At 74.5% G+C, this 9,731-nt stretch carries 8 protein-coding genes; 4 read left to right on the forward strand and 4 right to left on the reverse strand.

The window, feature by feature from the left end; all coding sequences use genetic code 11:
- Window positions 1–62: 62 nt before the first annotated feature.
- The gene (locus tag KIT14_20300) at window positions 63–983 is read right to left on the reverse strand and encodes a D-hexose-6-phosphate mutarotase (GenBank protein ID MCW5892861.1); all 921 of its coding nucleotides are present in this window, start codon (window positions 981–983) and stop codon (window positions 63–65) included.
- 96 nt (window positions 984–1,079) lie between these two features.
- Between KIT14_20300 and KIT14_20305 the strand changes: the two genes are divergently transcribed.
- From KIT14_20305 to KIT14_20320, 4 genes are all read left to right on the forward strand, one after another.
- Window positions 1,080–1,319, forward strand: a complete 240-nt coding sequence (locus tag KIT14_20305) for a hypothetical protein (GenBank protein ID MCW5892862.1) — start codon at window positions 1,080–1,082, stop codon at window positions 1,317–1,319.
- The gene (locus KIT14_20310) at window positions 1,312–1,875 is read left to right on the forward strand and encodes a hypothetical protein (protein MCW5892863.1); all 564 of its coding nucleotides are present in this window, start codon (window positions 1,312–1,314) and stop codon (window positions 1,873–1,875) included. The genes KIT14_20305 and KIT14_20310 overlap by 8 nt, the downstream gene beginning before the upstream one ends.
- A 209-nt stretch (window positions 1,876–2,084) precedes the next feature.
- Complete coding sequence (locus tag KIT14_20315) at window positions 2,085–2,453, forward strand: hypothetical protein (GenBank protein ID MCW5892864.1); 369 nt, start codon at window positions 2,085–2,087, stop codon at window positions 2,451–2,453.
- A 470-nt stretch (window positions 2,454–2,923) separates the two neighbouring features.
- On the forward strand, window positions 2,924–5,674 hold the full coding sequence (locus KIT14_20320) for a glycoside hydrolase family 3 C-terminal domain-containing protein (protein ID MCW5892865.1): 2,751 nt from the start codon (window positions 2,924–2,926) through the stop codon (window positions 5,672–5,674).
- Between the two features lie 78 nt (window positions 5,675–5,752).
- Here KIT14_20320 and wecB read toward each other — a convergent pair whose 3' ends face one another.
- The 3 genes from wecB to KIT14_20335 all read right to left on the reverse strand — a co-directional run.
- Window positions 5,753–6,871, reverse strand: a complete 1,119-nt coding sequence (wecB, locus tag KIT14_20325; protein ID MCW5892866.1) for a UDP-N-acetylglucosamine 2-epimerase (non-hydrolyzing) — start codon at window positions 6,869–6,871, stop codon at window positions 5,753–5,755.
- Window positions 6,868–7,947 carry a DUF4434 domain-containing protein gene (locus KIT14_20330; GenBank protein MCW5892867.1) on the reverse strand — a complete coding sequence of 360 codons (1,080 nt, stop codon included), beginning with the start codon at window positions 7,945–7,947 and terminating at the stop codon, window positions 6,868–6,870. Before KIT14_20330 ends, wecB begins: the two co-directional genes overlap by 4 nt.
- 1 nt (window position 7,948) lies before the next feature.
- Window positions 7,949–9,731: tetratricopeptide repeat protein (locus KIT14_20335; protein MCW5892868.1), on the reverse strand; the 1,783-nt coding region annotated here is incomplete at its 5' end.

The raw sequence follows: 9,731 nt of genomic DNA on the forward strand, positions 1-9,731 counted from the left end.
CCCCGCGCGTCGAGAGTCCCCCGCGATCGAGATCCCGTGTGGGGGACACGCCGGCCGCTCGATCACGGACCCCTGCGGCTCGCGAGCCGCGCCGTCATCGCGTGACCCGCACCCGGCGCGAGCGTCACGGCGTCGTCGGCGACGTTCGCCGTCTCCACGCACAGCATCGTCCGCCATGCGTCGGCGCCGAGGTCCGCCATCGCCGCGGCCTTCGCGGCCCAGGGATTCCACACGACCGTGCTCGCCGAGCCGTGCTTCTCCACCACCAGCCGCCGAGCGAGGATCGGGTCGTCGACCACGCAGGCGGCCGTGGTTCCGAGGTACATGCAGTCCGTCGGCCCGGTGATCCGCAGCGGTGCATCGTCCTCGACGTGACGGCGCAGGCCCGCGTTCTTGTCGACGCAGGTCGCGCCGGCCAACCCGGACACCGTGACGGCACCGACGTCCCCCACCCGCAGGTAGGTGTGCAGCGCGGCTTCGAACACGAACGGTGTCCCGCCCCGGTTCTCGACCTCGAGCGTCATCGCGAGCTGCGTCCCGACGGTCACGCGGTGACGAAGCGCGAAGGCATGCGGCCACGCTGCGCGCGTGTCCGCGTCGTCCTCGAGCAGCAGCACCACCGTCACCGCGCCGTCCGGCTCGCGTCCCACCGACTCCACCGCCCACGCGGCCGTGCGCGCGAAGCCGTGCTCCGGGCCGGGACCACCGTCGCGCCGCGGTCCGAACCATGGGAAGATCACCGGCACGCCGCCGCGGATCGCGCGGCCGGGCATGAATTGCGCGTTCGGGCTGAGGAAGAGGACGGGCTCGCTCCCGATCGGCCGCCAGTGCGTCACGTGACCGCCCTGCAGGTGCACGCGGCCCGCGGCGAGCGGTCCGGTCACGACCGCACGCGCCTGCCCGCCGGGGCCGACGTCGAAGCGCAGCGCGTCCGCGATCGCGAAGCGGTCGTTCAGCGCGTCGGGCGTGACGGTCGTCGTCATGGGAGCAGTGTGCCAATGCGCGCCGGGAATCGCGACCGGGCCGACGCCCCGTCGCCGTCGGTTGCGCCCGCCGGATCGCGGCGCGACAATCGCGGCATGGGCAGAGCGCGAGCCAACCGGGACCGCTTCGTGCGGATCGGTGCGGCGATGGCCGAGAAGAAGTCGGAGCAACGTCGCGATGCCCTCCGAACGCCGGCGGCCGAGCGCGTCGCGGCCGGCTTCCTCCTCGGAGCCGCCCCGCGGACGCCGGGCATCGAGCGCGCGCTCGACCGGCGTGCCGAGCAGCAGATCGGGCTCGCCGAGGCGCGGCGGCGGCTCGGGATGCGGCGTGGCTGACGACCCGCTCGCACTGCTGCGTGACGCCGGCGCCGCGTGCGCGGAGGCGGCGATCCGCCACGCCGTGATCGGTGCCGTGGCGCGCAACGCCTGGGCGACCCCCCGTGCGACGGCGGACCTGGATCTCGCAGCGATCGTTCCGGACCGGGCGGCTTGCGATCGCCTGGTCGCCGCGCTGGCCGCTCGCGGCATCGCCGTGCGCCGGACGGCGGGCGACGCCGCCGACGACGTCCCCGATCTGCTCCGCCTGGAGCGCCCGACGGGCATCGTGCGTCGCCTCGACATCCTGCCGGCGAAGACGCCCTTCGAGGTCGAGGCGGTGACCCTGGCGGTTCTCGCCGATCTTGGGTGCTCCGCGCGCGTCGTCACCCCGGAGCATCTGATCGTCTACAAGCTGATCGCCGGTCGGCCGCACGATCTCGAGGACATCGTCGAAGTGATCCGCACGCGTGAGCTCGACGGCCGGCCGATCGACGAGGGGCTCGTGCGCCGTTGGGCCACGGAGTGGGACATCGTCGAGCGGCTCGAGGACGTGCTCGGGCGCGACCGGGCCTGAGCTGCAGGGCGACGCACGAGCCCGACTCGGGTCGGGCAGCGGGGCTCGCGCCGCGTCTTCCCGGTTGCGTCCCGCGCCCCACGCCCACTATTGAGCGCGGCGATGCGACGCCCTGCGCGCTGGCGCACGATCGCGTTGACGCTCGCGTTCGCCGGCGTCGCCGCCGCGGCCGCCGCCACGGTGTCGACCGGCGGGACGGCGCGATCCTGGTGGACGGCAGCATCCACCGCCTGCCGGCTCGCGGGACCCCCCAGATCACGGGCGCCGTGTTCCAGGAAGGGTCCTGCGTGGTGGACCTCGGGCTCCACTACCCGGGCGTGATCGGCAAGGTGCGCGCCCTCTCGACGCGGCTTCGCTTCCCGTTCGCGCCGGGGTCGCTCGCCGCTGCTCGACAGGTGGTCGCGCACTACGGCAGCGGCCTTCGTGCCGAGCCCGACTTCTTCCACGGCCGTGGCGACGGCAGCGACCCCGAAGACCTCAGCCGCTGCTCGAGCTGCGGTTTCGAAACCATGCCTACGTCTTGCACTGCCCGCAGTGCGGAAGCGCGCTCCAGTCGCGCCGCTTCGGCATCGTCCTGACGATCTGCGGCGCATTCGTCGCCGTCGTCATGGGACTCGTGCTGACCTACGCGATGCCGCTGCTGCTCGCCCCCGGCCGCCGCATCGGCGGTACGGCGTTCAGCGGGACGCCGGCGCAAGCGACGGCGATTCTGGTCTTCCTCGGGACGGTCTTCGCGTTCGGCGTGGCGACGCTCGGCACCGCCTTTCCAGCTTGGCGGTCGCTGGACTTGGCGACGAGCTGGACACCGGCGCCACGCGCGGCGGCGCCCTGCTTCCGCCGCGACGCTCGCGCCCCGGAGTCCGTGGGCGCCGCGCGACCTCTCCACGCAACGGCCGACGCTTCGACGCGGCCGGCGTCTCCGCCGTGCGACTCGCGCTCCTGGTTCGCGCCCGGGGGCAGAATGTCGGCGACGCACTGAGCGGCGCAGCGAACCATGGACGCCCCTTCGCATTGACGGTCCCCGCGCCGGCCTCGTACACGACCATTCGTGGGACTCCATCGCCGTGCCGCTCCCGTCGTCCTCGCCCTTTCCTTCCTGGCGCCCTTCGCCGCTCCGGCGCAGGGCGCCGCATCGCCGGAGCAGAAATGCCAGGCGGCGACGGCGAGCGTCGGCCGCGCGCTGCTCGCCCGCTCGCTGGCGTCCGCCGGCCGCTGTCGCCAGGCGATCGGCCGCGGCACGCTGGCGCCGGACACGGATTGTCTCGCCCGGGTCCGCGGCAGTGCCGCGGCCCGCGTGACCAGGCGCCTCACCCGGAAGTGTACGGACGCGACCGCCCGCAACCTCGCGCCCGGCGGCGAGTGCGACGGCGTGACCACGATCGCTGCCCTGGTCGCCTGCCTGCGCACGACCCACGAGACCGAGGCGGCCACGCTCATGGGCGTCGCGGACGCCGGCCGGCCGACCGCGTCCGCACGCGCGCGGCGGTGCCAGCGCAAGACGTCGGCGGTCGCGGCCACGACCGCGCTCACGCGACTGCGTCTGCTCCAGCGCTGCAAGCTGCGCCCGCCGCAGGATCTCGCGCCGGGAACGGCGTGCAGCGCGCACCCGGCGACCGCGACGCGGCTGGAGGCGGCGCGACGCGCCGGCCTGCGCAAGATTACCGCGGCCTGCGACGACGCGCCCTACCTCGGCCCGCCCTGCGCCGGCGGCGGGAGCGTCGCCGCCGCGGCGGAGTGCGTGCTCGCGGCGGCCGAGGCGGCCAGCGCCGGCGCCCTCGCCGCGGAGTTCCCGCACGAGGGATTCTGCGGCGACGCGACGGTCGCGGTGGAGGCGCGCCTCGACGAGCTGCTGGCGCAGATGACGCTCGAGGAGAAGCTCGGGCTCATGCACGGGACCGGCGCCATGGTCGGCGGCGTGTGGCAGGTGGCCGGGGTGCCGCGCCTCGGCGTGCCCGCGCTGGGGCTGGTGGACGGGCCGCGCGGGGTGAGCGCCGCCACCGGCCGCAGCACCACGTTCCCGGTCGGCATGGCGCGTGGCGCCACCTGGGACCCGGCGCTGGAGGCCCGGGTCGGCGAGGTCATGGGAACCGAGGCACGGGCGCGCGGCGCCGGCGTGCTGCTCGCGCCGACGATCAACATGCTCCGCCATCCCCGTTGGGGACGGGCGCAGGAGACCTACAGCGAAGACACGCATCTGCTGTCGCGCATGGGCGTCGGCTTCGTCCGGGGCGTCCAGCGCCGCGCCATCGCCAACCCGAAGCACTTCGCGGCCAACAGCATCGAGGACACCCGCTTCAACGTGAACGTCGTCCTCGACGCCCGCACGCTGCGCGAGATCTACCTGCCGCACTTCCGCAGCGCCGTCCGCGAGGGCAACGCCGGATCGGTGATGACCGCCTACAACAAGGTGAACGGCGCCTACTGCGCCGAGAATGCCCCACTGCTCCGCGACGTCCTGAAGGGCGACTGGGCCTTCCAGGGCTTCGTCGAGTCCGACTGGGTGCTGGGAACACGCAGCACGCTGGCGTCGCTCGACGCCGGCCTCGACATCGAGATGCCGGGCGACACCTATTTCGGCGCGCCGCTGGCCAACGCCGTCGCGAAGGGCCAGGCGTCGCCGGCCAGCATCGACGCCGCCGTCCGGCGCGTGCTCCGCGCCGAGGTCTGCTTCCGGCTCGACACCGACCCGCCCCGGGTGGACCCGGCGCGCGTGGAGACCGCGGAGCACGGGGCGACGGCCCTCGAGGTCGCGCGCAAGGGCATCGTGCTGCTGAAGAACGCCGGCGCCCTGCCCATCGCGCGCGCGCAGGCGACCTCGATCGTGGTGGTCGGCGATCTCGCCGACGTCGCCAACCTCGGCGATACCGGCAGCAGCGCCGCGCTGCCGACGGTCGCGATCACTCCGCTCGCCGGGATCACCGCGGCCGCCGGCGAGGTCACCGTCTCGCACGTGGCATCGGGCGCGCTGTCGCCCGACGATCAGACACGGATCGCCGCAGCCGACGCCGTCGTCGTCGTCGCCGGCCTCACCGCCGCCGACGAGGGCGAGGGCCTGATCTCCGGCGGCGACCGCGATTCGCTCGCGCTGCCGGCCGGACAGGACGCGCTCATCGCGGCGGCGGCGGCACTGAACCCGCGCACCATCGTCGTCCTCGAGGGCAGCGGTGCGCTCACCATGCCGTGGCTGGACGACGTCGGGGCCGTCCTCATGGCGTGGTATCCGGGCCAGGCGGGCGGCACCGCCATCGCCGAGATCCTGTTCGGCGACGTCGTTCCGTCGGGCAAGCTGCCGGCCAGCTTCCCGCGCGCCGAGGCCGACCTGCCGCCCTTCGACAACGTCGGCCTCACCGTGCCGTACGGCTACTTCCACGGCTATCGCTGGCTCGACCGCACCGAGGTCGCGCCGCTCTTCCCCTTCGGCTTCGGCCTCTCGTACACCTCCTTCGCGTACGCCAACCTCACCGTCTCCTCCCCGACGCTCGCGCCCTACGGCCGGCTGCGGGTGACGGCCGACGTCACCAACACCGGCACGCTGGCCGGCGACGAGGTGGCGCAGCTCTACGTCGGCTACCGCGGCTCGGCCGTCGAGCGCGCGGTGCACGACCTGAAGGGCTTCGCGCGCGTGACCCTCGCCCCCGGCGAGACCCGCACCGTGGCCTTCGATCTGCGCGCCGCGGACCTCGCCTACTGGGACGGCGCCGCGGGCGCGTGGGTGCTCGAGCCGATCACCTACGAGGTGCGGGTCGGCTCGTCGTCACGCGACCTGCCGCTCGAAGGGGCGGTGACGGTGGCGCCGTAGCGCGTCCGTCCGCGCGCGACGCTCGCATCGCGACTTCCTCGGCCGCATCGCCGCCCGCCGGGTCGCGCGCGCCGGCGCTCAGCGCAGATCCCGTCCGAGCACGTCGACGATGCGCCCGGCCGCATGGCCGTCGCCGTACGGCGAGACGCCGCGCGCCATCGCGCGGTACGCGTTGGCGTCGGTGAGCAGCGTGGCGACCGCCTCGACGATCCGCTCGCGCACCGGACCGACGAGCCGTACGACGCCCGCGTCGACCGCCTCCGGGCGCTCGGTCTCGTTGCGCAGCACGAGGACCGGCTTGCCGAGCGCCGGCGCCTCCTCCTGCACCCCGCCCGAGTCGGTCACGACCAGGTACGCCGCCGACATGGCCGCGACGAAGGGCTCGTAGTCGAGCGGCGCCACGAGGCGGATGCGGGGATGTCCACCGAGGATGCGCTCCGCCGGCTCCTTGACGTTGGGGTTCGGGTGCACCGGGTAGAGCACCGCCAGGTCGGTGAAGTGGTCGGCCAGCTCGCGCACGGCCGCGAACACCGCCTCCATCGGCGCGCCGAAGTTCTCGCGCCGATGTGCGGTCATCAGGAGCAGACGCTTGCCGGCCGCGAACCCGAGGTCGACGCCGCGCGCACGCGGGGCGACGCTGAGGAGCGCGTCGATCACGGTGTTGCCGGTGACGTGCACCGTCGCCGGGTCGATGCCCTCGCGCAGCAGGTTCGCGCGCGCGGTTGCGGTCGGCGCGAAGTGCCAGCGTGTCACCCGGCTCGCGAGCACGCGGTTCGCCTCCTCCGGGAACGGGTAGCCGAGGTCGCCGGTGCGCAGCCCGGCCTCGACGTGGCCGAACGGGATGCGCCGATAGAACGCCACCAGCGCGGCGCAGAGCACCGTCGTCGTGTCGCCCTGCGCCAGCACGGCGTCGGGCCGCGCGCGCGCGAAGGCGGCGTCGAGGCCGGTGATCAGCTGCGCGGTCAGCGCGGGGAGCTGCTGGTTCGGCCGCATGACGTTCAGGTCGTCGTCGGCGCGGATGCCGAAGAGCTGCATCACCTGATCGAGCATCTCGCGGTGCTGCGCGGTCACGAGGACGTAGGGACGCGCCCAGCGCTCGCGGCGGAGCGCCTCGATCACCGGCGCCATCTTGATCGCCTCGGGGCGCGTGCCCACCACGCAGACGATCCTCTGCTGCCCATCTCGCTCGTCCGTCATCGGTCCCCCGTTCTCCGTGATCGCGGCCGCGCTCCGCGCCCGGCCGTGCAGCGCCCGACGAAGTCCCGGTACGCCGCGTACGCCCGCCCCGCCGCCGCGCCGCCGAACGGGCTCAGGTAGTCCGGCACGCTGAACCCGACGACGGGTCCGGTCGCCTCGCGCCAGGCGATCCCGAGCTGGCGCTCGACGCGGCCGAGCGGTGCCGGCACGGCGGCGAACGCCGTCCCGGCCTCGGGGCTCGTCGCGTCGAACAGCTCGACCACCACGCCGAGGCGCTTGCCGTGCGGGTCGAGCGCCGCGCGCAGTCGCGGCAGGTACGCGGGCAGATCGTCGAGCCCGAGCTTGCGGGCACCGATGCCGTCCTGGAACAGCAGCAGCGTGAGCGGCGCCCGCGCCGCGACCGTGCCCCAGAGCGCGGCCACCTGCCCGGGCGTTCCCCAGCCCTGCGCGAACCCCGAGACCGCGATCCCGGCGCCGGGCGCGAGCGGCGCCAGCTCGCGGCCGAGCGTCGCCAGGTAGTCGGCGACGAGCGCGGTGCGCTCGGCGTCGAGCCAGTTCCGGTCGTCCACCTCGTCGGGCACGTACCAGCCCGCGAACGACGGCCGGCCGGCGACCGCCGGCGCGAGCGCCCGCGCCACGGCGAGGTTCGCGAGCCGGCGGCGCGCGAGGAAGACGTCGACCTCGTTCGCCGGCCGCGCGCGATCGATGCCCGCCCACCAGCCGGCGTCGTGCGCGAGCCCGAGCCAGACGCGCATGCCGTGCTGCTCGGCGAGCGCGAGCAGCAGGTCGACCATCGGCACGTCGTCCGCACGCGGCGGATCCTGGGCGTAGAACGCCACGCCGTCGGCCAGGGTCCACTGCACGAAGACCTGCGCGACGCCGACCGCCGCCATGTCGGCGAACAGACGCTCCCAGTCCGCCCGCGGGCGCAGGGCGTCGGCCCGCGTGAGCTGGAGGAACGAGCCGTCGATGCCCCGGCACGCGGCAGCGGTACCGGCGGACGCCTCCGTGACGGGCTGCGCGAGCCCCGCGAGGAGCAGCACGATCGCGAGGACGCGCGCGACGATCCGCTCCACGTCAGAACCTCACGATCGCGGTCAGCGACAGGGTCAGGTCGCGGCCGTCGCTGTTGTAGGCGTCGTAGCCGATCCGCGGCAGCAGCTCCGCGCTCGACTGCCAGTCGTGGTACGTGTCGGCGCGGAACAGCCAGCGCAGCACGACGCCGAGCCCGAAATCGACCTCCTGGAGATCGCGCCCGTCGCCCACCTGGAAGCGGCCGCGGCCGTAGAGATGCGGCGTCACCATGGTGCGGTCGCCGTAGACGTTGAACGTCATGCCCTGCCGGGCCTCGGTGTAGAGGAACCAGTCGCGCGGTCCCTCCATGGTCCGCGCCACGTCGGCGTAGAGCGTCGTGTACCACCAGCGCGCCACGCCGGGCTGCATGGCGTAGCCGTGCTGCCAGCCGAGCGTGCCGCGCAGGAGGACGTTGTCCTGCGCTTCGTCGCCGACGCCGAACAGCCGCTCGGCGCTGAGGTAGCCGTCGACCAGCGACAGCGGCTTGTAGCGCACGCCGAGCGTGACGACCGTGGTCTTGCCGCGCGGCTCGATGGAGTTCACCTCCTGCTCGAACAGGGTGCGCGAGATGACCTCGAAGACGCGGCCGTCGCGGTAGCCGATCACCGGCGGGCGAACCGCGAGCTCGGCGCCGCCCTGCGATTTGCTGGCGCCCGCCGACAACGGCGCCACCGCGCCCACCTCACAGTTCCGGGTCCCGAAGCAGATCGACGTGTAGGCGAGCAGCGAGAAGCGCCGCGACAGCTCGCTGACCTCCCGGCGCATCGCCAGGCGGCGGGCGTCGAGGTCGGCGCGCTCGGCGGCGTCGTGCACCGGGTAGAGCGGCGTGTTGTCGATCGCCTGCTCGAGGAGCGCGATCGCGTCGTCGTTGCGGACCTGCTTGACGCGCACGTAGGCGAGGTCCTCGTACAGCGCCAGCTGGTCGCCGTCGGCGTCGAGCGATCGCGCCAGCTCCCGGCCCGCGTCGTCCCAGCGCCCGACGGCCTGGTAGGCGTAGCCGAGCGTCGCGGCGTGCTCCGGCACGAACGGGCCGCTCGCGAGCGAGCGCTCGAGCGGCGGGATCGCCCGCTCGGGCTCGCCCTGGTCGAGATAGACGAGGCCGAGCTCGTACTCGCGGCCGGGCGTGGGCTCCTGCGCCAGCGCCTCCTCGAGGTCGCCTGCCGCCGCGCGCAGGAGCTCGTCGCGACGCGGCGTCGTCTCCGCCTCGCCGGCGGGCAGGCGCGCGGCGCGTGCCCGCGCGATCGCGGCACGCTCGCTGAACCACACGGCGGATCCATCCGCGGACAGCGATCGTGGATCGAGGGTTGCGAGCGTGGCCGCGGCCGCGTCGAGATCGCCGTCCTGACGCTGCTCGCGTGCGAGCGGGAGCACCAGGGCGGGCTCGAACGCGATCGCCTGCGCCGCGGTCCACGCCGCGGCGGCGCCGCGATGCTGCCCGAGCTCGGCGCGCAGGTAGCCGAGCGTCGCGAGGGCGGTGCGCCGCTCGTCCGATGCGAGGAGCGGCGCCGCGTCGAGCGCGCGTTCGATCTCCTCGACGGCGAGGCCGGGCTTCCCGAGCTTCGCGTAGGCGTAGCCCGCCCCGAGCGCGCTCCGCGGGTCGGGACGCTCGCGCCACGCCGCGCGGTAGGCCGCGAGGGCACCCGTGGCGTCGCCGCCGGCGAGCAGCAGATCGCCGCGTGCCTGCTCGACCGCGAAGCCGTCGCGACCGAGGCGGCGGGCGAGCTCGAGGCTCGCGAGCGCCGCCTCGCGCCGGCCGAGCTCAAGCTCGAGGTAGCCGCGCTCCTCG

This window comes from bacterium, from assembly GCA_026129405.1.
Lineage (GTDB): Bacteria > Desulfobacterota > Binatia > DP-6 > DP-6 > JAHCID01.